Annotated in this window: 28 protein-coding genes; 11 read left to right on the forward strand and 17 right to left on the reverse strand. The window is 68.3% G+C overall.

Features of this window, described 5'->3' with window-relative positions; translation table 11 throughout:
• Positions 1-4: 4 nt before the first annotated feature.
• Both AB4Y64_RS04205 and grxD read right to left on the reverse strand, forming a co-directional pair.
• On the reverse strand, positions 5-817 hold the full coding sequence (locus AB4Y64_RS04205) for an SDR family NAD(P)-dependent oxidoreductase (protein ID WP_441815156.1): 813 nt from the start codon (positions 815-817) through the stop codon (positions 5-7).
• Positions 817-1,137 carry a Grx4 family monothiol glutaredoxin gene (gene grxD, locus AB4Y64_RS04210; RefSeq protein WP_241920062.1) on the reverse strand — a complete coding sequence of 107 codons (321 nt, stop codon included), beginning with the start codon at positions 1,135-1,137 and terminating at the stop codon, positions 817-819. The genes AB4Y64_RS04205 and grxD overlap by 1 nt, the downstream gene beginning before the upstream one ends.
• A 159-nt stretch (positions 1,138-1,296) precedes the next feature.
• Between grxD and AB4Y64_RS04215 the strand changes: the two genes are divergently transcribed.
• The gene (locus AB4Y64_RS04215; protein WP_441815157.1) at positions 1,297-1,875 is read left to right on the forward strand and encodes a superoxide dismutase; all 579 of its coding nucleotides are present in this window, start codon (positions 1,297-1,299) and stop codon (positions 1,873-1,875) included.
• An 84-nt stretch (positions 1,876-1,959) separates the two neighbouring features.
• Here AB4Y64_RS04215 and AB4Y64_RS04220 read toward each other — a convergent pair whose 3' ends face one another.
• Both AB4Y64_RS04220 and purE read right to left on the reverse strand, forming a co-directional pair.
• Complete coding sequence (locus tag AB4Y64_RS04220) at positions 1,960-3,105, reverse strand: 5-(carboxyamino)imidazole ribonucleotide synthase (RefSeq protein ID WP_441815158.1); 1,146 nt, start codon at positions 3,103-3,105, stop codon at positions 1,960-1,962.
• Positions 3,102-3,605, reverse strand: coding sequence for a 5-(carboxyamino)imidazole ribonucleotide mutase (purE, locus tag AB4Y64_RS04225; RefSeq protein ID WP_441815159.1), 504 nt, complete (start codon positions 3,603-3,605; stop codon positions 3,102-3,104). The genes AB4Y64_RS04220 and purE overlap by 4 nt, the downstream gene beginning before the upstream one ends.
• 63 nt (positions 3,606-3,668) lie before the next feature.
• Here purE and AB4Y64_RS04230 point away from each other — a divergent pair, with 63 nt between their 5' ends.
• A complete protein-coding gene (locus tag AB4Y64_RS04230) occupies positions 3,669-3,938 on the forward strand; it encodes a Trm112 family protein (protein ID WP_441815160.1) in 270 nt (89 codons plus the stop codon).
• A complete protein-coding gene (gene nadC / locus AB4Y64_RS04235; RefSeq protein WP_441815161.1) occupies positions 3,935-4,804 on the forward strand; it encodes a carboxylating nicotinate-nucleotide diphosphorylase in 870 nt (289 codons plus the stop codon). Before AB4Y64_RS04230 ends, nadC begins: the two co-directional genes overlap by 4 nt.
• 24 nt (positions 4,805-4,828) lie before the next feature.
• On the opposite strand, the gene AB4Y64_RS04240 is transcribed toward nadC, so the two are convergent.
• Positions 4,829-5,653, reverse strand: a complete 825-nt coding sequence (locus AB4Y64_RS04240; RefSeq protein WP_441815162.1) for an FHA domain-containing protein — start codon at positions 5,651-5,653, stop codon at positions 4,829-4,831.
• Positions 5,654-5,759: 106 nt separating this feature from the next.
• Between AB4Y64_RS04240 and AB4Y64_RS04245 the strand changes: the two genes are divergently transcribed.
• A complete protein-coding gene (locus AB4Y64_RS04245; RefSeq protein ID WP_441815163.1) occupies positions 5,760-6,083 on the forward strand; it encodes a DUF3301 domain-containing protein in 324 nt (107 codons plus the stop codon).
• A gap of 55 nt (positions 6,084-6,138) precedes the next feature.
• Here the strand turns inward: AB4Y64_RS04245 and AB4Y64_RS04250 are convergent, their stop codons facing one another.
• From AB4Y64_RS04250 to AB4Y64_RS04280, 7 genes are all read right to left on the reverse strand, one after another.
• On the reverse strand, positions 6,139-6,642 hold the full coding sequence (locus AB4Y64_RS04250; RefSeq protein WP_441815164.1) for a ClpXP protease specificity-enhancing factor: 504 nt from the start codon (positions 6,640-6,642) through the stop codon (positions 6,139-6,141).
• Between the two features lie 105 nt (positions 6,643-6,747).
• Entirely contained in the window at positions 6,748-7,383 is a 636-nt protein-coding gene (locus AB4Y64_RS04255; RefSeq protein ID WP_158733116.1) for a glutathione S-transferase N-terminal domain-containing protein, read from the reverse strand.
• Positions 7,384-7,532: 149 nt separating this feature from the next.
• Entirely contained in the window at positions 7,533-8,318 is a 786-nt protein-coding gene (locus AB4Y64_RS04260) for a cytochrome c1 (RefSeq protein WP_441815165.1), read from the reverse strand.
• Positions 8,311-9,570 carry a cytochrome b gene (locus AB4Y64_RS04265; RefSeq protein WP_441815166.1) on the reverse strand — a complete coding sequence of 420 codons (1,260 nt, stop codon included), beginning with the start codon at positions 9,568-9,570 and terminating at the stop codon, positions 8,311-8,313. Before AB4Y64_RS04265 ends, AB4Y64_RS04260 begins: the two co-directional genes overlap by 8 nt.
• A gap of 3 nt (positions 9,571-9,573) precedes the next feature.
• Complete coding sequence (gene petA, locus AB4Y64_RS04270) at positions 9,574-10,197, reverse strand: ubiquinol-cytochrome c reductase iron-sulfur subunit (RefSeq protein ID WP_441815167.1); 624 nt, start codon at positions 10,195-10,197, stop codon at positions 9,574-9,576.
• Positions 10,198-10,450: 253 nt separating this feature from the next.
• Entirely contained in the window at positions 10,451-11,410 is a 960-nt protein-coding gene (locus AB4Y64_RS04275; protein WP_441815168.1) for a lytic transglycosylase domain-containing protein, read from the reverse strand.
• 167 nt (positions 11,411-11,577) lie between these two features.
• Positions 11,578-12,465 (reverse strand): lytic transglycosylase domain-containing protein, encoded by an 888-nt coding sequence (locus AB4Y64_RS04280; protein ID WP_441815169.1) that lies wholly within the window; start codon positions 12,463-12,465, stop codon positions 11,578-11,580.
• Between the two features lie 150 nt (positions 12,466-12,615).
• Between AB4Y64_RS04280 and miaB the strand changes: the two genes are divergently transcribed.
• Positions 12,616-14,040 (forward strand): tRNA (N6-isopentenyl adenosine(37)-C2)-methylthiotransferase MiaB, encoded by a 1,425-nt coding sequence (gene miaB, locus AB4Y64_RS04285; protein ID WP_441815170.1) that lies wholly within the window; start codon positions 12,616-12,618, stop codon positions 14,038-14,040.
• A 45-nt stretch (positions 14,041-14,085) separates the two neighbouring features.
• On the opposite strand, the gene AB4Y64_RS04290 is transcribed toward miaB, so the two are convergent.
• The 5 genes from AB4Y64_RS04290 to AB4Y64_RS04310 all read right to left on the reverse strand — a co-directional run bounded on the left by AB4Y64_RS04290 (position 14,086) and on the right by AB4Y64_RS04310 (position 19,634).
• The gene (locus AB4Y64_RS04290; RefSeq protein ID WP_441815171.1) at positions 14,086-15,750 is read right to left on the reverse strand and encodes an amidohydrolase; all 1,665 of its coding nucleotides are present in this window, start codon (positions 15,748-15,750) and stop codon (positions 14,086-14,088) included.
• A 107-nt stretch (positions 15,751-15,857) separates the two neighbouring features.
• A complete protein-coding gene (locus AB4Y64_RS04295; protein WP_441815172.1) occupies positions 15,858-16,976 on the reverse strand; it encodes an ABC transporter permease in 1,119 nt (372 codons plus the stop codon).
• Positions 16,973-17,917: an ATP-binding cassette domain-containing protein gene (locus tag AB4Y64_RS04300; protein ID WP_441815234.1), complete on the reverse strand. Its 945-nt coding sequence runs from the start codon at positions 17,915-17,917 to the stop codon at positions 16,973-16,975. Before AB4Y64_RS04300 ends, AB4Y64_RS04295 begins: the two co-directional genes overlap by 4 nt.
• Before the next feature lie 23 nt (positions 17,918-17,940).
• Complete coding sequence (locus AB4Y64_RS04305) at positions 17,941-18,927, reverse strand: HlyD family secretion protein (protein WP_441815173.1); 987 nt, start codon at positions 18,925-18,927, stop codon at positions 17,941-17,943.
• Positions 18,928-18,938: 11 nt separating this feature from the next.
• Positions 18,939-19,634 (reverse strand): TetR/AcrR family transcriptional regulator, encoded by a 696-nt coding sequence (locus AB4Y64_RS04310; protein ID WP_441815174.1) that lies wholly within the window; start codon positions 19,632-19,634, stop codon positions 18,939-18,941.
• 147 nt (positions 19,635-19,781) lie between these two features.
• On the opposite strand from AB4Y64_RS04310, the gene AB4Y64_RS04315 reads away from it, so the two are divergent.
• The 6 genes from AB4Y64_RS04315 (at position 19,782) to corA (ending at position 24,927) form a co-directional block, all read left to right on the forward strand.
• Positions 19,782-20,018 carry a hypothetical protein gene (locus tag AB4Y64_RS04315; RefSeq protein WP_441815175.1) on the forward strand — a complete coding sequence of 79 codons (237 nt, stop codon included), beginning with the start codon at positions 19,782-19,784 and terminating at the stop codon, positions 20,016-20,018.
• A gap of 144 nt (positions 20,019-20,162) precedes the next feature.
• The gene (locus AB4Y64_RS04320) at positions 20,163-21,149 is read left to right on the forward strand and encodes a PhoH family protein (RefSeq protein ID WP_441815176.1); all 987 of its coding nucleotides are present in this window, start codon (positions 20,163-20,165) and stop codon (positions 21,147-21,149) included.
• Between the two features lie 11 nt (positions 21,150-21,160).
• Complete coding sequence (ybeY, locus tag AB4Y64_RS04325; protein ID WP_441815177.1) at positions 21,161-21,640, forward strand: rRNA maturation RNase YbeY; 480 nt, start codon at positions 21,161-21,163, stop codon at positions 21,638-21,640.
• Between the two features lie 118 nt (positions 21,641-21,758).
• A complete protein-coding gene (locus tag AB4Y64_RS04330) occupies positions 21,759-22,643 on the forward strand; it encodes an HlyC/CorC family transporter (protein ID WP_441815178.1) in 885 nt (294 codons plus the stop codon).
• Positions 22,644-22,707: 64 nt separating this feature from the next.
• Positions 22,708-23,859, forward strand: a complete 1,152-nt coding sequence (locus tag AB4Y64_RS04335; RefSeq protein WP_441815179.1) for a lipoprotein N-acyltransferase Lnb domain-containing protein — start codon at positions 22,708-22,710, stop codon at positions 23,857-23,859.
• Between the two features lie 75 nt (positions 23,860-23,934).
• A complete protein-coding gene (corA, locus tag AB4Y64_RS04340) occupies positions 23,935-24,927 on the forward strand; it encodes a magnesium/cobalt transporter CorA (RefSeq protein WP_441815180.1) in 993 nt (330 codons plus the stop codon).
• Positions 24,928-24,963: the final 36 nt, after the last annotated feature.

Genomic DNA, 24,963 nt, shown 5'->3' on the forward strand with positions numbered 1-24,963 from the left:
GGCGTCAGTGGCCCGGCTGGCTTGGAAGGGTCGGAAGAACGGGCAGGCTCAACGCCGAAGGCGCGGGCGGATTCCAGATCTGGCCGCGATGCGCCGCCCCGGCCTCGGACAACAGGGTGACGCAGGCGGCGGCATACGCCGACGGATCGGCGGCGGAACGGTCATCGCCTTCGACATAGGCCTTCGCGCGCAACGGCGTGCGCATCGGACCCGGCTGCAGCCCGGCCACGCGCACGTTGCTGTTGGCCAGTTCGCCATGGAGCATGCCGACCAGGGCGGCAACGCCCTGCTTGGCAATGCCATAGCCGCCCCAGTACGCCTTGCTGGTGAGCGCCGGATCGTCGAGGACGAAAACCACGGCCGCATCGCGCGCCTTGCCCAGCAGCGGCAGGCAGGCCTGGGTCAGCCACCACGGCGCGGTGAGGTTGACGTGGATGGCGCGGGCGAAGACGGCCGGGTCGGTCTGCGCGAGCGGCGTGAGGCCGGCGAACTCGGCGGCGCAATGCAGCACGCCGTCGAGGTGGCCGACTTCGCTTTCCAGGCGTTGCGCCAACTCGGCGTAGTCGTCAGGCGACGCGCCTTCCAGGTCGAGCGGGTACAGCAGCGGCTCCGGCCCTGCCTGGGCCAGCGCGTCGTAAACGCGGTTCAACTTCGGCAGCTTGCGCCCGAGCAGGATGACGGTCGCCCCGGCGCGCGTGCACGCCAGCGCAGCGGCCTGGCCGAGGCCGCCATGGGCGCCGGTCACCAGAACGACACGTCCTTCGAGAGCGCGGCCTTCCAGCGCGCGGGCATCCTGCGCGGGTTCCACCGCTGCCATCACTGGCTGTGGGTCTCGCTGATCATGCGCGCCAGCTCACCGGACTCGAACAGCTCCATGGTGATGTCGCAGCCGCCGATCAGTTCGCCGTGGATGAACAGTTGCGGGAATGTCGGCCAGTTCGAGTAGCGCGGCAGGTTGGCGCGGATCTCGGGATCCTCGAGCACGTTGACGGTGTGCAGCTCGTTCGCACCTGCCGCCTTGAGCGCCTGCACCGCGCGGCTGGAGAAGCCGCACATCGGGAACTGCGCCGTCCCCTTCATGAAAAGGACGATCGGATGGCTTTCGACTTCAGCCTGGATCCGCTCCATAACGGACATGGGTGCAACTCCTGCGATGGTGCGTTGCGAACCTTTGACGGCACGGCAACGAAGCGTGGGGATAGAATGGGTAATTGTAAGCCTTCCCGAGCCGCGGACGCTCCGGCACCCCGGATCGCGCCCCCGGCCCTCCCCTTAGCCAGCCCTCTGGAGCCCGCAATGGCCATCGAACTGCCCGCCCTGCCCTACGACCGCACCGCGCTCGAACCGCACATCTCCGGCGAAACCATCGACTTCCACTACGGCAAGCATCACAAGACCTACGTCGACAACCTCAACAAGATGATCGAGGGGACCGAGTTCGCCGGCATGGCGCTCGAGGACATCATCCGCAAGTCGCAGGGCGGCATGTTCAACAACGCCGCGCAGATCTGGAACCACACCTTCTACTGGAACTGCCTGTCCCCCAACGGCGGCGGCGAGCCCGGCGGCAAGCTGGCGGAGCTCATCACCAAGGCCTTCGGCGACTTCGCCAAGTTCAAGGAAGAGTTCACCAAGGTCACGGTCGGCACGTTCGGTTCGGGCTGGGGCTGGCTGGTGCAGCGTCCGGACGGTTCGCTGGCCCTGGTCAGCACCTCCAACGCCGCCACCCCGCTGACCGGCGACGACACCCCGCTGCTGACCTGCGATGTGTGGGAGCACGCCTACTACATCGATTACCGCAACGCCCGCCCGAAGTACGTCGAGTCGTTCTGGAACCTGGTCAACTGGGACTTCGTGGCCGCGAACCTGAAGTAAGCGGACCTGAAGTAAGCGACAGAGCGCTCCAGAAACAAACGGCCGGGGAAACCCGGCCGTTTGCGTTTCGTGCCGATGGCGGCGTTACGAGCGCGCCAGCGCCGCGATCACCGGATCGACCTGCGCCTGTCGGCCCAGCCCTTCGCCTATGCGCTGCAGCGACGTCGCCAGCGCCTGCGAGGAGTCGGCTCGCACCGTCGCGTGACCGACCTTGCGACCGGCGCGCGACGACTTGCCGTAGTCGTGCCAGTGACCACCCGGCTCGGCCAGCACCGGCGTCGGCGACGGCATCTCGCCGATCCAGTTGAGCATGCAGGCCAGGCCAACCATGCGCGTGTCGCCCAGCGGCAGGCCGAGCACCGCGCGCAGATGGTTCTGGAACTGCGAGGTCTCGCTTCCCTCGATCGTCCAGTGACCGGAGTTGTGCACGCGCGGGGCGAGTTCGTTGGCCAGCAGCTTGCCGTCGCGGCAGAACAGTTCCAGTGCGAACACGCCGACGTAGTCCAGTGCCTGGGCCAGCTTTCGCGCATGTTCGTAGGCGACTTCGGCCAGCGCGGTATCGACGCGCGCCGGGGCCAGGCTGGCCGACAGCACGCCGTCGACGTGCCAGTTCTCGGTCAGTGGCCAGGTGCGGAATTCGCCGTCGCGGCCGCGTACCGCCACCACCGACAGCTCGCGCTCGAAATGGACGAAGCCTTCCAGGATCAGGCCGACCTTGCTCGCCTGCGCGCCCAGGGTGTCCCAGGCGGCATCGGCATCGGCCGGCGTCTTGATGCGGAACTGGCCCTTGCCGTCGTAGCCCAGGCGGCGGGTCTTGAGGATGCAAGGCGCGCCGATCTTCGCGATCGCGGCGTCGAGCTGTTCGCGCGTGTCGATCGCGGCGAACGGCGGCACCGGGATGCCCAGCTCCTGGAACAGGGTCTTCTCGGCCAGCCGGTCCTGCGCCGTTGCCAGCGCGCGCGGATTCGGGAACACCTGCACGCGTTCGCTCAGCCACTGCGCCGATTCGGACGGCACGTTCTCGAAATCGAACGTGGCCACGTCGACGCGCGAAGCGAATTCGGCCAGCGTGGATTCGTCGCGGTAGTCACCCACGACCATCGGCGCGAACTGCCCGGCGCAGGCGTCGGCGACGTTGTCCATCACCAGGAAGCGCAGGCCAAGCGGCGCACCGGAAAGAGCGAGCATGCGGGCCAGTTGCCCGCCGCCGAGGATGCCGACCGTGGTCATTTCCGCGGATCGTCGTTGGCGAGCACGTCGTTGGTCTGGCGCGTGCGGAAGGTGTCGAGCGCCGCGGCGATCACCGGATGCTCGGCGGCCAGCATCGCGGCAGCGAACAGCGCGGCGTTGGCGGCGCCGGCATTGCCGATGGCGAAGGTCGCGACCGGGATGCCGGCCGGCATCTGCACGATCGACAGCAGCGAGTCCATGCCGTTGAGCGCCTTGCTCTGCACCGGCACGCCCAGCACCGGCACGGCGGTCTTGGCGGCGAGCATGCCCGGCAGGTGGGCTGCGCCGCCGGCGCCGGCAATGATCGCGCGCAGTCCGCGCGACTGCGCAGTGGCGGCGTAGTCGAACAGGACGTCGGGGGTGCGGTGCGCCGAGACCACGCGGATCTCATGCGGGACGCCCAGCGCCTCGAGCTTGGCGGCGGCGTGCTGCATCGTCTCCCAGTCGGAGCGCGAGCCCATCACGATGCCGACAAGCGGCGCTACTTGGTCTACTGGCATGGTCCTGCCCTTGTGCAAAGACGTATTCTAACGCCCTGTTCCGTTCCCCCGGCACCACACCGTATGGATCGCAAGCTGCTCGACCTCCTTGTCTGCCCAACCACCCGCCAGCCCCTGCAATTGCTGGACGGCCGCGGCCTGCAGGCCCTGAACGACGCAATCCAGGCCGGTGGCATCGTCCGCGGCGACGGCAGCGCCCAGGCCGCTGCGGTGAAGGAAGCCCTGATCACCCGCGACCGCAAGATCGCCTATCGCATCGACGATGGCATCCCGGTGCTGCTGGCCGAAGAGGCCATCGCCACCGCCCAGGTCGACGCTTTCCCCGGCGCATGACCGCGCCCTTCGCCCCGCCGCCGGCCGAGGTCGTGGAGGACGACGTCGCCCGCGCACTGGCCGAGGACCTTGGCAGTGGCGACGTCACCGCCGCCCTGCTGCCCGATACCGCCGACAGCGCCTACCTGCTGTGCAAGGAAGACGCCGTGGTGTGCGGCCGTCCGTGGTTCGATGCCTGCCATCGCGCGCTCGATCCGCAGGTGCGCATCGACTGGCACGTGGCCGAAGGCGATCGCGTCGCCAAGGGCACGGTGCTGGCGATCCTGCAGGGCCGCTCGCGGGCACTGGTCAGTGCCGAGCGCACCTCGCTGAATTTCCTGCAGACGCTGTCTGGCACGGCGACCACCACCGCGGCTTATGTCGATGCCGTGCAGGGTACCGGCGCGAAAATCCTCGATACCCGCAAGACCATCCCCGGCCTGCGCCTGGCGCAGAAGTACGCCGTCCGCGTCGGTGGCGGCGTCAACCACCGCATCGGCCTGCATGACGCGGTGATGCTCAAGGAAAACCACGTGCGCGCGGCCGGTTCGCTCACCGCGGCCATCCGCGCCGCCCGGGCGATGCACCCGCAACTGCCGCTGATCGTCGAGGTGGAGACGATCGCGCAGCTGGAAGAAGCCCTGCGCGAAGGTTGCGATCGCATCCTGATCGACGACTTCGATGCCGATACCCGGCGCCAGGCCGTCCGCATCGCGTCGAACCCGCCGTTCGACCGGCGCATTCCGCTCGAGGTCTCCGGCGGCGTCGACATGCAGACGTTGCGCGCGATCGCCGAAGACGGCGTCGACTGCATTTCCATCGGCGGACTGACCAAGCACGTCCGCGCGATCGACCTGTCGCTCAAGCTGGGCCCGCCGCCGGGTTGAGGCGGCGACGCCCCGGGCGCCTGCTCAGAAAGCCGGCAGGCGCTGACCCGACAGCACGAAGGCGACAGCCGCCGCCGCGCCCACGAGCACCATAGCCAGCAGCACGATCGCCAGCAGCCGCGGCCACAGCGGCCGTCTGCCCGGCGCAGGCCGCGGCGCGGCAACGACCTGCACGGGCTCGGCCTTGGCCGTGGCCGCCAGCCGGAAGCGCACCGTGTCGAAGGCGATCTCGTCGCCAACCTTGGCCTCGCCACGCAGGACGCGCTTGCCGTTGATGAAGCTGCCGTTGCTCGAACCCAGGTCTTCGACCTGCAGTCCGCTGTCAGTGGGCATCAGCCGGGCATGGTTGCGCGACAACCCCGGCGAGTCGAAGCGAAGGGTGCTTTCGCTGCTGCGGCCCACGGTAATCACGCCCACCAGCGGTTCGCTCCGCCCCGACACTTCGGCCGAGATGCCGCGCAGGAAGAAGCGCGGCACCACCGGTCGCACCGCGGTCACGCCCGGGTCGTCGTTGGCCGGGATCAGATCCGGGCCGGCTGGCTGGGGCTGGCGACCGACCACCGGGGCCGGGCCCAGTGCGGCGAGCTTGGCCTGGACCTGGTCGAAGCCGACGCTGTCACCCGGGCGCAGCGTGATCAGCCCGGCCACGTTGCGGCCGTTGACGCTGACCGCGGTGCCGGGCGGAACATCCAGCATCACGCCCTGTGCGGTGACATGCAGCAGGCAATGCTGCGGCAGCACGCCGGGGCGGTCGATGACGATGGTGGAGTGTGGATCGGAGCCGATGCGGTTGATGCCGTGGCCCAGCAGTACCTGCGGGTGTTCGCCACCCGGAAAGACGAGTTTCATCGTGGACCTGCTCCCCTGTCAGCAATGTCCTGTACCCCTTGCGGCCGGCGCGGCGCGCCGCCACATTTAGGACCTGGATTTCCCATCATCCGCGGTCCCCAATTGCATGCCGACTTTACTGTTTCTGATGATTGCCGCTGCGATGGTGTTCGCATTCTGGAGTGCCGGCCGCGCCGCCGCCGAGCGCGCCGAAGCGGTCGGTCGTGACGCCTGCAAGGCCGCCGGGGTGCAGTGGCTGGACCAGAGCGTGCACGCCACCGGCATCCGCCTGTGCCGCCAGGACAGTGGCTGGCTGGGCTGGGAACGCACCTTCCGCTTCGACTATTCGATCGATGGCGAGGACCGGCACGTGGGCCGGATGGTGCTGCGCGGGGATCGGCTGATTGCGTTCAGCGGGCCGGTGACGCGGGCGCCGGCGCAGTTGCACTGAAAGGCCAGCGCGACGTCCTTGGATCTCCCCGCGTTCGCGGGGATGACGGCCTGCGTTACTTGACGATGCGAAGGTGCCCGCCGCGGCGCGGCGACGGCGTCGGCGATTGCGGGCCATCGTCGTCGCCTTCGGGCGACGGATTGCTGGGCACCGCGCTGAGGGTCGTGGTCACGCCCTCTTCGTTGTTTTCCATGTCGCTGTCGAGGTCGCCATCGTCGCCGGCCGCATGCACGTCGTCGGGCAGCGCCATGCCCTGCCCGGTCTCGCGCGCGTAGATTGCCAGCACCGCCTGCACCGGCACGCTCACCGGATAGCTGACGCCGCCGAAGCGGGCGCTGAAGCGGATGGCGTCGTTGCCCATCTCCAGATGGGAGACCGCGCGCTCGGCGATGTTGAGCACGATCTTGCCGTCCTTCACCGCATGCACCGGCACCTGCACGGCCGGCCGCGCGGCATCGACCAGCAGGTGCGGGGTCATGCCGTTATCGGCGATCCATTCGTACAACGCCCGCAGCAGATAGGGGCGGTGACTGGTCATCGGGGGACTTTCCTGACTCATGTGCGCAGTTTAGCGCCGTCATGTCGTGGGCAGGTGGAAACCGGAGGCCCAAATACGAAGCGGGCCCAGCAGGCCCGCCCGTCTTTTCAAAGGACCGGCCGCGGCTCAGGCCGGCATTTCGCGCAGCTTGCGTTCCTGCTCGGTCAGGCTGCGGGTGAAGCCGGGGTTGCGGAAGATGCGGTTGCCGTAGTCCTCAATCGCCTTGCCGTCCTTCGGCATCGGCACGCCCAGCGCGTCGAGCCGCCAGATGATCGGCGCCATCGCGCAGTCGGCCAGGCTCATCTCGGGATTGAGGAAGAACTTGCTCGCCTTGAACAGCGGCACCGAGGCGGTCAGCAGCTCTTTCAGGCGCTTGCGGCCGGCTTCGGCCTGGGCCTTGTTGCCCAGCTGGATGGCCTGCACCTGCGGCACCCAGTCGTGTTCCAAGCGCAGCATCGCCAGGCGCAGGCGCGCCCGCGAAAGCGGGTCGACCGGCATCAGCGGCGGGTGCGGATAGCGTTCGTCGAGGTACTCGCTGACCACGCTGGCGGCATAGAGCACCAGGTCGCGCTCGACCAGGGTCGGCACCGAGTGGTAGGGGTTGAGATCGACGAGATCTTCGGGCGGGTTCTGCGGGTCGACCGGGACCAGATCGTAGGTGACGCCTTTGGCCGCAAGCACCAGGCGCACGCGATGGCACAGCACGCAATCGGTGGAGGAAAACAGCGTCAGGGCATTACGCATACGTGGACTCGCCGCCATTATCGACCTCTCCCAGCCACCGGAATCCGCCAGTGGCAAGACGCCATCCACCCCGTGTGGACGGTCGTCACGGCCTCGATCGCGCAGCCCGCCGCATCAACCAAGGAGCCCGCGCATTGCTGGGCGGGCTCCAAGGGATACAGCAGCGATCAGTGCTTGTCCACGTCTCGCCAGTACTCGAGCTTGAGCAGGTAGGCAATGATGGTGAACATCGCCAGGAACAGGATCACCCACACGCCCATGCTCTGGCGCTTGAGGGCGGCCGGTTCGCCGGCGTACTCGAGGAAAGTGGTGATGTCGCGGACCGCCTGGTTGAAGCCCTTCTCGTCGAGCTTGCCGGGCGTGGTCACTTTCAGACCGTGCACCGGACGGTCGCCCGTCTTCTTGTCGGCTTCACCGAACTCGGCGTGCTGCAGGCCCTGCAGCTCCCACAGCGGGTTCGGCATCGAGGCGTTCGGGAACAGCTGGTTGTTCCAGCCCAGCGGACGCGCCTCGTCCAGGTAGAACGACTTCAGGTACGTGTAGATCCAGTCGGTGCCGCGCACGCGGGCGATCAGGCTCAGGTCCGGCGGCATCTTGCCGAACCACTGGCTGGCGTGCTCCGGCGTCAGGCTGACCTGGATCTGCTCACCGACCTTGGCGCCGGTGAAGTTCAGGTTGGCCATGACGTCGTCCTCGCTCAGGCCGAGGTCTTCGGCCATGCGCGAGTAACGCAGGTACTTGAGCGAGTGGCAGCCCGAGCAGTAGTTCATGTACAGCTTGGCGCCGCGCTGCAGCGACGCCTGGTCGCCCAGGTCGGTGCCCGACTGCAGCAGGTGGCCGCCTTCGGACGCGAAGGCGGTGACCGAAACCAACAGGCCGGCGGCAAAGGTGGCGAGCTTCTTCACGATGTGCGTCTTCTGGAAGGGCTGGCGGACGTCGGTCTGGTTAGTCATGCATCGTCACCCGTTCCGGCACCGGCTTGGTCTTGTCGAACTTGGTCCACAGCGGCATCGTGATGAAGAAGACGAAGTACAGGAAGGTCAGCACGCGGCCGATGATCGTCTCGACCGGGTCGGTACCCGGGCCGGCGCCGATCTTGCCCAGCCACAGGAAGCAGATGGCGAGCATGCCGAGCATGACCTTGGTCAGGATGCCGCGGTAGCGGTGCGACTTCACCGGCGACTTGTCCAGCCACGGCACCAGGAACAGCACCGCGATCGCGGCGAACATCACGATCACGCCGCTGAGCTTGTGCGGGATGACGCGCAACATCGCGTAGTACGGGGTGTAGTACCAGACCGGCTTGATGTGCTCCGGCGTCACCAGGCGGTTGGCCTCGGTGAAGTTGTCATGCTCCAGGAACCAGCCACCGAAGGCCGGCGCGAAGAAGATGACGAACGCGCAGATGATCAGGAAGAAGCCGACGCCGAACAGGTCCTTGACCGTGTAGTACGGGTGGAACGGGATGCCGTCGAGCGGCTTGGCCGAATCCCAGCGGTTGCCCTTCGGGCCCTTCTTGATGTCGACGCCGTCGGGGTTGTTGGAACCGACCTCGTGCAGCGCACCCAGGTGCAGCACGACCAGCAGCAGCAGCACCAGCGGCAGCGCGATCACGTGCAGGGCGAAGAATCGGTTGAGGGTGGCGTCGCCGGGCAGGTAGTCGCCCATGATCCACTCGGTCAGTCCGTTGCCGATCACCGGAATCGCGCCGAACAGCGAGATGATCACCTTGGCGCCCCAGAACGACATCTGGCCCCACGGCAGCACGTAGCCCATGAAGGCTTCGGCCATCAGCACCAGGTAGATCAGCATGCCCAGGATCCACACCAGCTCGCGCGGCTTCTGGTACGAGCCGTACATCAGGCCGCGGAACATGTGCAGGTACACGACGATGAAGAACATCGACGCGCCGGTGGAGTGCATGTAGCGGATCAGCCAGCCCCACTCCACGTCACGCATGATGTATTCGACCGACGAGAACGCTTCAGCCGCTGCCGGCTTGAAGTGCATCGTCAGGAAGATGCCGGTGACGATCTGGTTGACCAGCACGAGCAGTGCCAGCGACCCCATGTAGTACCAGAAGTTGAAGTTCTTCGGCGCGTAGTACTCGGTCATGTGCTTGCGGTACGCCGGCATCATGCCGGGCGCGCGCGCGTTGACCCAATCCCAGGCGCCCAGGGCGGTGCGGGTAATGATGTTCGACATGACTTACGCCGCTCCCTTGCTGCCGGACGACGGATCGACGCCGATGATGATCGTGGTGTCGCCTTCGTAGTGATGCGGCGGCACGACCAGGTTGGTCGGCGCCGGGACGCCCTGGAACACGCGGCCGGCCATGTCGAAGCGCGACTTGTGGCACGGGCAGAAGTAACCGCCCTTCCAGTCGTCATCGAACGGCTCGGGGCGGATCTCGGCCTTCATTTCCGGCGAGCAGCCCAGATGCGTGCACAGGCCGACCAGCACGGAGATCTCCGGCTTGATCGAGCGCAGCTCACCGGTGATGTAGGCCGGCTGCTGGTCCTTGTTGTCCGACTTGGGATCGCGCAGGCGCGAGTCCAGGGTCGGCAGCGCATCAAGGATGGCCTTGGAGCGCTTGACGATCCAGATCGGCTGACCGCGCCATTCCAGGATCATGCGCTGGCCTTCCTCAAGGGCGCTGATGTCCGCGGAAATCGGAGCGCCGGCGAGCTTGGCTCGGGCACTGGGATTCCAGGACTTGATGAACGGCACCGCCACAAAACCGGCCCCGACCGCACCGACCACGGCAGTGGTCGCGGTCAGGAACCGACGGCGGCCCTGGTTGACAGGATCATGGACCCCTTGGTTGGCCATCCGGCACTCCGCAAAGCTGTTCGAAGTTACACCGCGTAGCCAGCCACTGGCGACGGCTCGCGGCACAAAAGACGGGGAAGTGTAACGGAACGGTGAATGGCCCGACAATCCGCCGATGTTGCGTAAACCGCCTGCTGGGGCCCGTCAGGCGCCCGGCGGCTCTGGAATCACTGGTTTTGCGGGCCGGTCGCGGGCTGGCAGCGAGCCAGTCGTGGTCAGGCCCGTGGGCCCGGCGGCGGGTTGGCCCGCGCGATCAGCGCACGACGGTGCCCGCGCCGCGGTAGCGCTCGGCCAGCTGGGCCACGCGTACGACGTAGCGCTGGGTTTCGCTGTAGGGCGGCACGCCCTTGTACTTGTCGACGGCGCCCTCGCCGGCGTTGTAGCCGGCCGCGGCCAGGGCCAGGTTGTTGTTGAAGCGCTTGAGCAGCCAGGCCAGGTACTGCACGCCGCCCTGGATGTTCTGGCCGGCGTCGAACGCGTTGCTGACGCCGAAGCGTCGCGCCGTGGCCGGCATCAGCTGCATCAGACCCTGCGCCCCGACCCGCGACAGCGCATTGGGGTTGTAGGCCGACTCGGCATGGATGATCGCGCGCACGATCGCCTCGTCGACCCCGTGCTGGCGGGCGGCCATGGCGATTTCATTGCGGTAGGCGTCGGTGTTGAGCCGGACCGTGCCGAAGTTCACGCCCGGCCGGACGCCGCAGGCATAGCAGGTCTCGATGTAGCTGTAGCGGATGGTGCGCACGGCGCCGGCGTTGGCCACGCCTCGCGGCGCCTGGCTGGTGTAGTGGCGGACGCCATCCTGGATGTACGAGTACACCTGGCCACGCACTACCCGCGGCGCCGTGCTGGCGGCCGCTGTGCTGGCGTAGGAAGCAACGGCGGGCGGCGGACTGGCGGTGCTGGCCACCTGCAACGAGGCAGGCACCGAGACCGGCGCGGCAGGCGCCTGCGCGTGGACCGCGACGGGCGAACCGGCGACGGCGTTGACCGGGGTTGCGTTGCCGATGGCGACCGGCGCCTTGGCCGGCGCGGCGGCGGGTCGACTGCCCCCGTGCGACTGGCTGATCACGATGCAGCGCGCGTTGGGCGGCTTCTTGCTGACGTAGCTGCGACTGCCGTCGGCCAGATCGCAACGGTACAGGGCACCGGCCACGGACGGCGCCGCAGCCAGCAAACAGGCAATCCCCAGTAGCAGTGAGCCCCCCCTCATGGCCGCGAGTGTGTCCTGTCTCCCCTACCGCTACAAGTGCTTGATCGTACTGACTGAAGCGAAACGTGACCCATGCCGCGTCGCGCCCGCTGCCCCCTTTTCCCATGGCGGGCGACGCCGGAGCCCCACCCCCGGCATCGCCCGTTGGGCCCCTGTCATGGCCACGCTCAGGGCGCTGCCCTGGCGTTGCGGTAGCGGTCGGCCAGCACCGCCACCCGTTCGACGTAGCGCTGGGTTTCGCTGTAGGGCGGGACGCCCCGGTAGCGATCGACCGCACCTTCGCCGGCGTTGTAGCCGGCCGCGGCCAGCGTCAGGTTGCCGTTGAAACGCTTGAGCAACCACGCCAGGTACTGCACGCCTCCGCGGATGTTCTGCCCGATATCGAAGACGTTGGCGACGCCGAAGCGCCGCGCCGTGTCCGGCATCAACTGCATCAGCCCTTGCGCCCCGACCCGCGACAGCGCGCGCGGGTTGTAGGCCGATTCGGCATGGATGACCGCCCGCACCACCGACTCGTCGACGCCGAAATCGCGCGCGGCCGAGGCGATCTCGCGCCGGTAGGCATCGGTGTTGAGGCTGACCGTGCCGAAGTCGATGCCCGGCTGCAGGTCGCAGGCGTAGCAGGTTTCCATGTAGGTGTAGCGCACCAGGCTGACCGCGCCGATGCCCGCGCGCCTGGCCGGACGGCCGCTGCTGTAAATAACGTCGCCGCCGCTGGTGTACCGGTAGACCTCGCCTTGCGCCACCCGCATCGGCATTTCGTCAGGAGTTGCCGCCGTATCGATGCTTGCGACCTGCGGTTCCTGCAGTTCCCGCGCGACTGTGGGCAGCAGCAGCGCCGATTCTCCGACCCGGGACGGCATCGACGGCTGGCTCACCCGGCCCAGCGGGGCGGCGGTCGCGGCCCCGGGGCACGCCGGCGTGGACACGGCCGCGGAGGCGCTCGCGGCAGGGTCGCCCCCGCGCTCGCAGCGCTCGGGACCGGCGGCCACCGCCGGCGACAATGCCAGCAGGCATACGGCCCCCAGCCACCACGCACCTGCCTTCACGGACATTCCCTCGACCCCGGCGGCGCACCTCGCGCCCTGCCCTTCCCCTGATCCAACGCGATCGGCCGCCCGACCCGGCCCGCCCCTGGCGCCGGCGCGGGTAGAATGACGCCCCCTCCGGCGCGGAATAACCGCCGCCCTCCCCGGATCGAGACCATGACCGACACCGCTGCTGCCCCTGTTGCCCCCGCCGCCCCCGCTGCCGCCGCCCCGACCGGCGCCAGGAAGCTCTTCATCCAGACCCACGGTTGCCAGATGAACGAGTACGACTCGGCCAAGATGGCCGACGTGCTCGCCGCCAGCGACGGCATGGAGCTGACCGACAAGGTCGAAGAAGCCGACGTGATCCTGATCAACACCTGCTCGATCCGCGAGAAGGCGCAGGAGAAGGTCTTCAGCCAGCTCGGCCGCTGGAAGGCGCTCAAGCAGGGCGGCCGCCCGGTGGTGATCGGCGTCGGCGGCTGCGTGGCATCGCAGGAAGGCGAAGCGATCGTCAAGCGCGCGCCCTACGTCGACCTGGTGTTCGGCCCGCAGACCTTGCATCGGCTGCCGGAACTGATCGCCGCCAAGCGCGCCACCGGCCTGCCGCAGGTCGACATCAGCTTCCCCGAGATCGAGAAGTTCGACCGCCTGCCCGAACCGCGCGCCGACGGCCCGAGCGCGTTCGTGTCGATCATGGAAGGCTGCTCGAAGTACTGCTCGTTCTGCGTGGTGCCCTACACCCGCGGCGAGGAGATCAGCCGGCCGTTCGAGGACGTGCTGGTCGAAGTCGCCGACCTGGCCTCGCAGGGCGTGCGCGAGATCAACCTGCTCGGCCAGAACGTCAATGCCTACCGCGGTCCCATTGCCCCGGCCGAGGATGGCGGGGACGGCGAGGTCGCCGACCTGGGCCTGCTGATCCGCACCATCGCCGAGATCGAAGGCATCGGCCGCATCCGCTTCACCACCTCGCATCCGCTGGAGTTCTCCGACTCGCTGATCGAGGCTTACCGCGACGTGCCCAAGCTCGCCAACTACCTGCACCTGCCGGTGCAGGCCGGCAGCGACCGCATCCTGTCGGCGATGAAGCGCGGCTACACCGCGCTGGAGTTCAAGCAGAAGATCCGCAAGCTGCGCGCGGTGCGTCCGGACATCTCGGTGTCGTCGGACTTCATCGTCGGCTTCCCGGGCGAATCGGAGGCCGACTTCGACAAGACGATGAAGCTGATCGAGGACGTCGGCTTCGACCAGTCGTTCTCCTTCATCTACTCGCGCCGTCCCGGCACGCCCGCGGCCGACCTGGAGGACAACGTCTCCGGCGAGGAGAAGCACGCGCGCCTGTCGCGCCTGCAGGCGGCGATCAACGACAACGCCCGCGCGATCGGCCAGGCCATGGTCGGCAGCGTGCAGAGCGTGCTGGTGGAAGGCCCGTCGAAGAGGGATCCGAACGAGCTGACCGGCAAGACCGAGAACATGCGCTCGGTGAACTTTGCCGGCCATCCGCGCCTGGTCGGGCAGTTCGTTGACGTGCTGATCACCGAAGCGCTGAGCAATTCGCTGCGCGGGCGCGTGGCCACGGCCGGCGAGCAGGACGCGGCGTAATCGAGCGCCTCTCCCGCGGCGCGGGAGAGGGTTGGGACATCTCCCCTACTTCCCGGCCGTGTACACCGCGCGGCCGTCGACGTAGGTCGCCACGACGGTCAGCTCGCGCAGAAGAGCCGGCGCAATCGCCAGCGGGTCTTCCTTCAGCACGACGAAATCGGCGCGCTTGCCGACGACCAGGCTGCCCACTTCGTTCTCGGCGAAACCGGCATAGGCCGCGTCGAGCGTGAAACCGCGCAGCGCCTCGAATGCGGTCAGCTTCTCCTGCGGGAACCACCCACCCACCGGCAGGCCGTGGGCGTCGGCGCGGGTCGTGGCCGCATACAACCCCAAGCGCGGGTCGACCGATTCCACCGGGAAGTCCGATCCCAGCGCAAGGCGTGCGCCGCTGTCGCGCAACTGGCGCCAGGCATACGCGCCGATGATGCGCTGCGGGCCGATGCGGTCCTGCGCCCAGGGCATGTCGCTGGTGGCGTGGGTCGGCTGCATAGAGGCGATGACATGCAGCTGCGCCAGGCGCGGCAGGTCCTGCGGCGTCAGCACCTGGGCGTGCTCGATGCGCCAGCGGTGATCGCCGGCGGCGTCGGCGCCCAGTGCGCGTGCATAGGCTTCGAGTACCTCATGGTTGCCGCGGTCGCCGATGGCATGCGTCGCCACCTGCACGCCGCAGCGCTTGGCCTTGGCCACCGCCGCCGCCAGCGCCTCGGGCGATGTCAGCAGCAGGCCGCGATTGCCGTGCTCGTCGCTGTAGTCCTGCAGCATCGCCGCGCCGCGGCTGCCCAGCGCGCCGTCGGCGTAGAGCTTGACGGTGCGCATCTGCAGGCGGCCCGACGGGTGCCGGTACAGGCCGTCGCGGCACAATTCGGCCAGTGCGTCACCGTCGCCGGCCGCCATGGCGGTGATCCGCAACGGCATCTCATTGCGGTCGGCCAGGCGCCGATAGAGGTTCAATTCGGCCAGGCTCACGCCGGCGTCGTGGACGCCGGTCAGGCCGTGCTCCACGGCCGATTGCATTCCCAGTGCCAGCGCGCGCTCGGCCGTTGCTTCGTCGAGCGGCGGCCGCGCACCATCCACCAGCGGCATGGCGCCGTCGATGAAGATTCCGGTCGGCTTGCCGGCAGCGTCGCGATCGATGCGGCCGCCATCGGGCTGCCAGCTGCCAGCGAGGTCGCGCTTGACCGCGCGCATCGCCGCGCTGTTGGCCCAGCCGGCATGGCCGTCGATGCGTTCGAGCCAGACCGGGCGGTCGGGGAAGGCGGCGTCGAGGTCGGCGGCGGTCGGGAAGTGCTTTTCCGGCCAGTCGTTCTGGTCCCAGCCGCGTCCGATCAACCAGGCATCGGCCGGCAACTTCGCGGCGAACCCGCGCAGGCGCTGGATCACCTCGTCCTTGCTGGTTGAATCGACCAGGTCGGCGGTGAGCATCGTCAGGCCGAGGCCCGAGACATGCCCGTGCGCGTCGATGAGGCCGGGGATGACGGTCGACTCGCCGGCATCGACGCGCTTGGCCTTCGGGTAGCGCTTGAGCAGCGCAGCGGTGTCGCCCAGGGCAAGGATGCGCCCGGTCTCGTCGTAGGCCAGCGCCTGCACGCGCGGCTGGCCGGTGTCCATCGTGTGGATCCTGGCCGCGCTGAGTACGGTGACCTCGGCCGCGGCGGCGCTACCGGCCAGTGCGAGCAACAAGGTGGAAACAGCTATCGCGAGCTTGTGCATTGCGCCTCCCCAGGCGATTGAAGCCGGCAGTTCAAGCCGGCAATCGAAGCCAGTGGACTTTGCGCAATGGCGCGGTGGCGCGCAAGTCGTCCGTCGGGAGTACGGCCTCAGTCCAGGCGTTTGCGGAAGCGCAGGATCGCCGCCGTCATCATCACCGTGATGAAGGCCAGCAGCGCCAGCACCTCCGGCCAGAGCTCCACCAGGGTGGCGCCGCGCAGCATCACGCCGCGGATCAGGCGCAGGAAATGGGTGAGCGGCAGCACCTCGGCCAGCCACTGCACCACCCTGGGCATGCCGGCGAACGGAAACATGAAGCCCGACAGCAGGATCGACGGCAGGAACACGAAGAACGTCATCTGCATCGCCTGGAACTGCGACTGCGCCTTGGTCGAGATCAACAGGCCCAGCGTCAGGTTGGCGACGATCAGCAGCACCGCGGCGAGGTAGACGTCGAGCAGGCTGCCGCGGATCGGCACGTCGAACAGCCACATGCCCAGCACGATCACCAGCGTGGTCTGGATCAGGCCAATGCCGGCATAGGGCAGCACCTTGCCGATCATCAACTCGCTGCTGGTCAGCGGCGTGGCGATCAGCAGCTCCATGTTGCCGCGTTCGCGCTCGCGGACGATGGCCACGGCAGTGAACATCACCATGGTCATGGTCAGGATGATGCCGATCAGGCCCGGCACGATGTTCACCGCCGAGCGCCGTTCCGGGTTGTAGAAGCTGACCACGCTGATCTGGCCAGCGCCGAGCTGGCCGGTGCCCGCGCGCGCCGGTGCGAGGTTGTTGGTCGGAGTGTTGCTGAGCGGCAACTGCGCGAGCTGGATCGCAGCGCTCTGGACCACCGTGTCGCTGCCGTCCACCAGCACCTGCACCGCCTCGCGGCCCTCGTAGCGGCGACGCTCGAAGTCCGGCGGGATCACCACGCCGACGCTGATGTTGCCGCGCCGCAGTTGCTCCATCAGTTCCTGCGGCGAGGTGGCGCTGACCGACGGATCGATCACCCCGGTCGCGACCATGTCCATGACCACCGCGCGCGAGCCGGCGGTGTTGGCCTGGTCGGCCACGCCGGTTTCCAGGCCGCGCAGGTTGAGGTTGATCGCGTAGCCGAACAGCACCAGCTGCATCACCGGAATACCGACGATCATCGCCAGCGTGATGCGGTCGCGGCGCATCTGCCGCATTTCCTTCTGCACGATCGCAAGCAGGCGGCGCAGGTTCATGCGGCGCGCTCCTGCTCCGGACCGCTGCCACTGGGGTCACGGCCGCGCGTGGCGGAGACGAACACGTCCTCGAGGTTGGGCTGCGAGACCTTCACGGTGGCTTCCATCCCGGCACCGGCCAGCGCCTGCTGCAGGCGTTCGGCGGCGTCGCCATTGCTCTCGTTCAATACGCGCAGCGAATTGCCGATCTGCGCCACGCTGAGCACGCCGGGCACCTTGACCAGCAGCTGCTGCGCGCGCCGCGGCTGCGCCGCAAGCACTTCGACGGTGCGCCCGGCCAGTGCCCGCGTCAGTTCGTCCGGCGTGCCATCGGCAACGAGCACGCCGCGATCGAGGATGGCGATGCGGTGGCAGCGCTCGGCCTCGTCCATGTAGTGGGTGGACACCAGGATGGTGGTGCCGGCATCGGCCAGGTCGAAGAGCTTTTCCCAGAAGTCGCGCCGCGATTCCGGATCGACCGCGCTGGTCGGCTCGTCCAGGAACAGCAGTTCGGGCTTCTGGATCACCGCGCCGGCCAGCGCCAGGCGCTGCTTCTGGCCGCCGCTCATGGTGCCGGCCAGTTGCTTCTGGCGGTCCTCGAAGTGGTACTGCGCGACCAGTTCGTCGATGCGCCTGGCCGCCGCCGCGCGCGGGATGTCCTGCACCGCGGCGAGGAACTCGAGGTTCTCGCGCACGGTCAGGTCTTCGAACAACGAGAACTTCTGCGTCATGTAGCCGATCCGGCGGCGCAGCTCCTCGGCCTGCGCGGGGATGCGCAGGCCCAGCACCTCCACTTCGCCATCGCTCGGGGTCAGCAGCCCACACAGCATGCGGATGGTGGTGGTCTTGCCGGAACCATTGGGGCCGAGGAAGCCATAGACGTTGGCGCGCGGCACGCTCAGGTCGACATGATCGACCGCGACCAGGGCGCCAAAGCGCTTGGTCAGTCCGCGCGCGCGGATCGCCAGTTCGTCGGCGCCGGCGTTCACTTCGCGGTCGCCTCGAACTCGACCCGCACCGGCAACCCCGCTGGCAGGTTCGCGGTCTGTCCGCCAACGAGTTCGACTTCGGCCAGGTAACTCAACCGTGCCGCGTCCTTGCCGATCAGTGCGTAGTAGGGGGTGAAGCTGGCTTCGTTGCGGATCATCCGCACCTTGCCCTGCAGCGCACCGTCGCGACCGTCCACGAACACGCGCGCGGACTGGCCGACGCGGACGCCGGCGCGGATCGGCTCGGGCACGTAGACGCGTGCATACGGCGCGGGGCCGACCAGCATGATCGCCAGCGGCGCGCCGACCGGCGCCTGGTCGCCCAGGCGATACGGCAGGCTGTCGACCACGCCGGCACGCGGCGCGACCAGGTCGAGCTTTTGCAGGGTCACCTGCTGCGATGCCGCTTGCGCCTTGGCCGCGGCCAGCGCCGACTCTCCCTGCGCGATCTGTTCGACGCGTGTGCCGCGTTCGAGTTCCAGCAGCGCCGCCTGCGCGACGCCCACCTGGGCTTCGGCGTTGTGCGCGGCGGCGCGGGCGCGATCGACGTCCGATGCCGCGACCAGTTGTTGCCGACCCAGCGGTTGCAGCCGCGTGTAGTACGCGCGGGCGTCCACCGCCTCGGCCTGCGCGGCGGCCAGGCGCGCGCGTGCCTGGGCGATGTCCTCGCTGCGCGGGCCGGCCTCCAGTTCGGCCAGCACGTCACCGGCCTGGCGCGCCTGCGCCTGCAATGCGGCCAGTTCTGCCTGCGTGCGCGTGACTTCCAGCTGCACCAGGCGCGTGCCGGCTTCGACCCGCTGGCCTTCGCGCACGTCGATGCTGACGATCCGTTCCGGCGCGGTCGCCGGCAAGGCGATGCGGTCCCATTCCAGCGTGCCCAGCGCCTGCTCCGGCTCCTTGCCGCAGCCTGCCAGCAGGGCGACGCAGGCCAGGGCCAGCCAGGCCTTGTGCGTTGTCGTGGAGGTGCTCGTCGTGTCGTTCATGGCTGCGCCTTTCATCTCACACCCAGGCCGCGATCCAGCAACGCCAGCGTGTGCCGGCGCAACGCGTCGAAATCCAGGTCGTCGGCCTGGAACATGTGGCGCCAGATCGGGGCGCCGGCCGCGGGAAACAGGGTCAATCCGATCAGCGAAACCATCAGCAGGCGCGGATCGAGGTCTTCATTGATCTCGCCGCGCTGCTGCGCCTGGGCGAAGCGCGCGGCCATCATCTGCGGCATCTGCGGGCCAATCCGCTCGAACAGGACTCCCCGCAACGCGCCGCCCTCGCACAACACTTCGCGCACCCACAGCGCCGGCAGCCAAGGGTGTTCGGCGACCAGGCGGCCGATGCCCATGACGAACACCGCCACCAGTTCGGCGACATCGTCACCGGCCTGCATCAGCGGCTCGCGCAGGCGGGCGAAGGCCGGAAGGATGCGCTCGACCACCACCGCCTCCTGCAGCTGCTCCTTGTCGCCGAAGTAGTAGTGCAGCAGTGCCGGCGTCACCCCCGCCTCGGTCGCGATGGCGCGCAGCGGCGTTGCCGCGATGCCCTGCCGGGCGAAGCAGGCCAGTGCGCCGTCGAGCAGGCGCTCACGAAGGTCCGGGCTGTCGGGCCCGGGTCGGCCCGGAGCGCGACGGATCGCCCCTTTGGCGGGCCTGGACGGCGTACCGGCCTTCCCGGCCGGGGTTTGGCGCGACTGTGTCATGGGCGCTATATTTAATTCAACGATTAATTAGTTTCAACCCCAGGCCGACGAACGGTCGTGGGGCAGCGAATCCGCCCGGAGCTGCAACGGCGCGGCCGAGGCCCGTGCCCTATCGTGTCGCAGCCATTGCCCGCAGACCTTGCCGCCATGTCCGACCCGAATCCTTCCTCCACCGTGCTCCAGCGCTGCGCATTGGGCCTGTGGTTCTGCGCCATCGGCGCGCTCGGCCTACTGCGCTTTGCCATGCGCTACCTGCGCGACGGCGAGCATGCCGGCGACACGGTGATGTGGTTGTGGCTGATCGGCTCATTGCTGGTTGGCGCGGTCGGCGTGTACCTGGTCATCCGCGCCCTCAGGCCTGCAGCCACCGCGCGGCGCGACTGACGCCACGGCTGCCTGCCCGACGGCGATCGCTTTGCGAAATCGCCCGTGCAGGCGCAAGCTGTTTACCCCCCGGCGAGCTGCGCGGCCTGCTCCGCAACACGCGCTCCGCCACGCCCGTTCCGCCACGGAAGACACCTCCTCTCGATGTCCTCTCGAACCACTTCCGAATTCGCCCTCGAACCCGCGCAAGCAGAACGCCTGGCCAACCTCACCGGCCCGTTCGATGGCCACCTGCGCATGATCGAACTCCGCCTGGGCGTGGAGATCGCCAACCGCGGCAACGTCTTCCGCATCGTCGGGCCGCCGCTCGCGGTCAACAAATCCGAACGCCTGCTACGTGACCTCTGGCGCGACACCGCCGAGGAAACGCTGACCGAGCCTGCGATCCACCTGCGCCTGACCGAAATCGATGCCGACGCCGTCGCCGCCGATGACGTCGAGCCGCAGGAAGTCAGCATCCGCGTCAAGCGCGGCACGATCCGCGGCCGCGGCGCCAACCAGGCCAAATACCTGCACGCGATCGCGACCCACGACATCAACTTCGGCATCGGCCCGGCCGGCACGGGCAAGACGTTCCTCGCCGTCGCCAGCGCCGTGGAAGCGCTGAACGAGGCGCGCGTGCAGCGCCTGATCCTGGTGCGCCCGGCGGTCGAGGCCGGCGAGAAGCTCGGCTTCCTGCCCGGCGACCTCACCCAGAAAGTCGACCCCTACCTGCGCCCGCTGTACGACGCGCTCTACGAGATGCTTGGCGTGGAGAAAGTGGTCAAGCTGCTGGAGAAGAACGTCATCGAGATCGCGCCGCTGGCCTACATGCGCGGACGCACGCTTAACGATGCGTATGTGATCCTCGATGAAGCGCAGAACACATCGATCGAGCAGATGAAGATGTTCCTGACCCGCATCGGCTACGGCAGCACCGCCGTGGTCACCGGCGACCTGACCCAGATCGACTTGCCCAAGCACCAGAAGTCCGGCCTGCGCGACGCGCTCGATGTGCTGCATGACGTCAACGGGATCAGCTTCACCTTCTTCGAATCGCGCGACGTGGTGCGCCACCCGCTGGTGGCGCGCATCGTCAACGCCTACGACGCCCGCGACGCCAAGGACTCGGCGTCGGGCCCGTCCTCCTGAGCGCAGACGCCATGACCCGGGGCCCCATTCGACTCGACGTTGCCATCAACTATGCAGTTCCGCGCACCGGCATCCCGGCGGCGGTGAGTTTCCGCAAATGGGTGGCGGCCGCGCTGGAAAGCCGCATCCGTGAAGCCGACCTGGCGATCCGCATCGTCGGGACCAAGGAAGGCCGCGCACTCAACCGCCACTACCGCGGCAAGGACTACGCGACCAATGTCCTCAGCTTCCCCGCCGACCTGCCCGCCGGCCTGCCCAAGGGCGTGAAGCTGCCGCTGCTGGGCGATCTGGTGATCTGCGCGCCGGTGGTGGCGCGCGAGGCCAAGGAGCAGAAGAAACCGCTGGCCGCCCACTACGCCCACCTCACCGTCCACGGCGCGCTGCACCTGCTGGGCTGGGACCACGAGGACGAGAAGGAAGCGATCTGCATGGAGCAGCTCGAGCGCGAGATCCTGGCCGGACTCGGGATCGAGGACCCGTACCAGGACTGAGCCGGCCGCTGCCCGGACGGTCCATTCCGCGCCGCCCCAGGGGCCGGAAGCCCACCCCAGCCGCATCCGGGGTAGACTCCTCCCGTCGCCCTTCCCCCTGGGCGCCTTCAAGAACGCAATGTCCGAGGACGACAGTAGTAGCTTCCACGCGCAGGAAACCCACGAGCGACGGCACCACGAGAAGCCGCGTTCCTGGCTCGAACGCATCAGTTCGGCGCTTTCCGGCGAACCCACCACCCGCGAGGACCTGGTCGAACTGCTGCGCGATGCGCAAGCCGACGGCCTGATCGCCGCCGACACCCTGCGCATGATGGAAGGCGCCATTGCGGTGTCCGACCTGACCGTGGGCGACGTGATGATCCCGCGTTCGCAGATGGTCTCGTTGCCGGCCGACGGCAAGTTCCTGGACCTGATGCGGCAGGTGGTCGAATCCGGCCATTCGCGCTTCCCTGTGCATGGCGACGACAAGGACGAGATCCTCGGCGTGCTGCTGGCCAAGGACCTGCTGCGCGGCGTGGTTGCCGACAACGGCCCCGGCAGTGTCCATGAGCTGCTGCGCCCGGCCGTGCTGATTCCCGAATCCAAGCGCCTGAACGTGCTGCTGCGCGAGTTCCGCCAGTCGCGCAACCACATGGCGATCGTGATCGACGAGCACGGCGGCGTCGCCGGCCTGGTCACCATCGAGGACGTCCTGGAGCAGATCGTCGGCGAGATCGACGACGAGCACGACGACGCAGAAGACCCCAGTGCGCTAATCGCCGCGCAGGCCGACGGCCAGTTCGTCGTCGACGCGCTCACGCCCATCGCCGACTTCAACGAGCGCTTCAGTGCCGACTTCGACGACGACGAATACGACACCATCGGCGGCCTGGTCACGGCCGCGATCGGCCACCTGCCCGAAGCCGGCGAAGAGCTCACCCTGGGCCGCTTCGTCTTCCGCGTCTCCGGCGCCGACGCGCGCCGCGTCCACGCCTTCCACGTCGGCGTCCTGTCGGATGCGTGACGAAAGCGCCCCCTCCCCCGCTGGCGGGGGAGGGCTGGGGTGGAGGCGAACGAAGCGACTGCTCATGGCCGCGGTCCTGCTCGCCTCAAGCCTTCTGGGCACCCAGGCCTTCGCCGCCACCCCCCGCATCGGCGTAGCCACGATGCAGCCCGGCGAGATCTTCTTCGAGCGCTTCGGCCACAACGCCATTGTCGTCGTCGACCCCGACACCGGCGCCGCCATCTCCTACAACTTCGGTTTCTTCGACCCGAGCGAGCCTGACTTCCTCAGCCGCTTCGTCCGCGGCCACATGCGCTATCAGCTGGCGGCGCTGCCGTTCGAGCAGGACCTGCTGCAGTACCGCGACGAAGGCCGCGGCGTCGACGTGCAATGGCTCGACCTGAGCGACGCCCAGGCCAACGAACTTGCCGCGGCCCTGGCCGAGAACGCCAAGCCGGAGAACGCGCACTACGCCTATCAGTACTTCGACGACAACTGCAGCACGCGCGTGCGCGATTCGCTCGACCGCGTGCTCGATGGCGGCCTGCGCCGGCAGATCGAAGGCCGCTCCCACGGCAGCACCTACCGCAGCGAAGCGGTGCGGCTGGCCTCGCCGGCCTGGTGGATGTGGCTGGGCTTCGACGTCGGCCTGGGTCCGTCGGCGGACCAGCCGCTACCGGTGTGGAGCGAATCGTACGTGCCGATGCGCCTGGCCTCCGCGCTGCGCGAAGTGAAGAACAGCCAAGGCCGGCCGCTGGTGCTGTCGGAGCAGCCGATCCTGCCGCACCGGCTGCCACCGGAGCCGCAGACACCGCCGCCGCGCTGGTGGCCGTGGTGCCTGGTGGGCCTCGTGCTGGGCATTGCCGCGGCCTGGGCCGGCCCTCGTCGTCCGCGCGCAGTGGCGGCGCTGGCATTGCCGTTCTGGACGCTGTCGGGCGTGCTCGGTGCGGTGATGCTGTTCATCTGGCTCGGCACCCAGCATCGCTACGGCTGGGCCAACAACAACCTGCTGCTGTTGAACCCGCTGGCCTGGCTGCTCCTGCCCGGCGGATGGCGGCTGCTGCGCGGTCGCGAACCGGGCCCGTGGTTCCGGCGCTGGCTGACGGTGCTGGCCATTGCCGCCGTCGCTGCGTTGTTCGTGTACTGGCTGCCGGTCTACCCGCAGCGCAATGCGCATTGGGTCGCCTTGCTGCTGCCGATCCAGCTCGGGCTGTGGCTGGGGCTTCGCAAGCGCTGAACGGCCGGCCACGCGCCGGCCACGGCATTGCCGCGATGACTTGCCCTGGCTGATTCGCGGGGGCACGATCGCGCCATGAAAGATCCCACCCTGCCCCAGTGCGTCGTCAATTGCGCCGCCTACACCCGCGACGGCCAGCGCCGCGATATCACCCTCGACCAGATCAGCGACGTCCTCGCCGTCGATGACGGCACCTTCATCTGGGTCGGCCTGTACGAGCCGGCCGACGACATCCTCGACAAGTTGCAGGAAGAGTTCTGCCTGCACGACCTGGCCGTGGAGGATGCGCGCAACGCCCACCAGCGCCCGAAGATCGAGAGCTACGGCAACTCGTTGTTCATCGTCGTGCACACCGCGCAGAGCGTGGACAGCCACATCCGCTTCGGCGAAAGCCACATGTTCGTCGGTGCTCGCTACCTGGTGACCGTGCGCCATGGCGCCTCGACCAGCTACGCCCCGGCGCGGGCGCGCTTCGAGCGCGACCCGGAGGACATGGCCCACGGCCCGGCCGCGGCGCTGTACGTGGTGCTGGACCAGATCGTCGACAACTTCCTGCCGATCGTCCAGGAGTTCAGCCAGGACCTCAACGAGCTGGAACAGGACATCTTCGCCGACGAATTCCGCGCCGACACCGTCAAGAAACTCTACGAACTCAAGCGCGAACTCACGCGCCTGCGCATGGCCGTGGCGCCGCTGCAGGACATCCTTGGCCAGCTCTCGCGCATGCGCAACACCCTGGTCGACGAAGAGAGCCAGCTGTACTTCCGCGACGTGCTCGACCACGTCGTGCGCATCAACGACACCACCGACACGCTGCGCGAAATGCTGACCGCGGCGATGAGCGTGAACCTGTCGCTGGTGACGATCCGCCAGGGCGAAGTGGTCAAGCGCCTGGCCGGCTGGGCCGCGCTGCTGGCCGCCCCTACCCTGATCGCCAGCTGGTACGGCATGAACTTCCACAACATGCCCGAGCTGCAGGGCCGCCACAGCTACGGCATCCTGATCGGCGTGACCGTGGTGGTGTGCCTGATCCTCTTCGCCTTCCTTCGCCGGGCCAAGTGGCTGTAAACGCTGGGATTGTTGTCACGCTTAGACCAAAGTCGC

It is taken from the genome of Lysobacter sp. TAF61 (assembly GCF_052113485.1).
Taxonomy (GTDB): Bacteria; Pseudomonadota; Gammaproteobacteria; order Xanthomonadales; family Xanthomonadaceae; genus Lysobacter_J.